Source organism: Paraburkholderia sp. RL17-373-BIF-A (assembly GCF_046030175.1).
Classification (GTDB): Bacteria; Pseudomonadota; Gammaproteobacteria; order Burkholderiales; family Burkholderiaceae; genus Paraburkholderia.
This window is the reverse complement of sequence record NZ_JARESO010000327.1, coordinates 1-832: the sequence shown is the minus strand read 5'-3', so window position 1 is coordinate 832 and position 832 is coordinate 1. Positions and strand designations below refer to the sequence as shown.

The following is an 832-nucleotide window of genomic DNA, read 5'->3' as shown; positions in this document are numbered from 1 at the left end:
GGCACTGTCAAGTTGCTGGAGACGGGGCGGTAGAATAAAGCGATGAAGAAGACGAAATCGCTGTATCACGGCCACCGATTCCCTGCTATTGTCATCAGCTGCGCGGTTCGCTGGTACTTCCGGTTCAGCCTGAGCCTGCGCGACAACGAGGAGTTGTTGCTTGAGCGTGGCGTCGTGGTCACGTACGAAACGATCCGCTGCTGGTGCGACAAGTTCGGCGCCGGATTCGCTCAGTGCGCCAAGTCGGTGCGGCGCAAGCCCGGCAGCACCTGGCATTTGGACGAGATGTTCGTGACCCTTCGCGGTGAGCCGTATCTGTTGTGGCGCGCGGTCGACGAGCACGGCGCCGAACTCGATGTACTGGTGCAAAAGCGTCGCGGTAAGGCCGCAGCAAAGCGCTTCTTCCAGCGGGTGCTGCGTTCAAACCCGGTGCCGCGAAAAATCGTTACCGACCAGTTGCGCAGTTATCCGGCGGCGAAGGCGGATATTCCTGAACTCGCTCAGGTAAAGCACGTTTTCGTCAAAGCAGCCGCACGCATAAACAACCGCGCCGAGAACAGCCACCAGCCAACCCGTAGGCGCGAACGCCAGATGTGCGGCTTTCGCGATGCGCGTCGCACGCAGGCTTTTCTTTCATGCTTCGGCCCGATCCGGCAGCACTTCGCGCTTCCAAGACATCAGATGAACGCCGCACGTCATCGCGCCATGCTAAAAGAACGCCTCGGCACATGGCATGGCTGGACTGTCTCCGACGCAATCAAGACAGTTATCTGATAAGGATAACTACGCGTATAGCGCACACTTGACCTGTAGCCGCCAACTTGACAACGCC

1 protein-coding gene is annotated in these 832 nt (G+C 59.0%); it reads left to right on the top strand.

Annotated features, from left to right (window positions below; all coding sequences use genetic code 11):
* The first annotated feature begins 42 nt into the window (after positions 1-42).
* Complete coding sequence (locus P0D80_RS50665) at positions 43-774, top strand: IS6 family transposase (RefSeq protein WP_408296406.1); 732 nt, start codon at positions 43-45, stop codon at positions 772-774.
* The last annotated feature ends 58 nt before the right edge of the window (positions 775-832 follow it).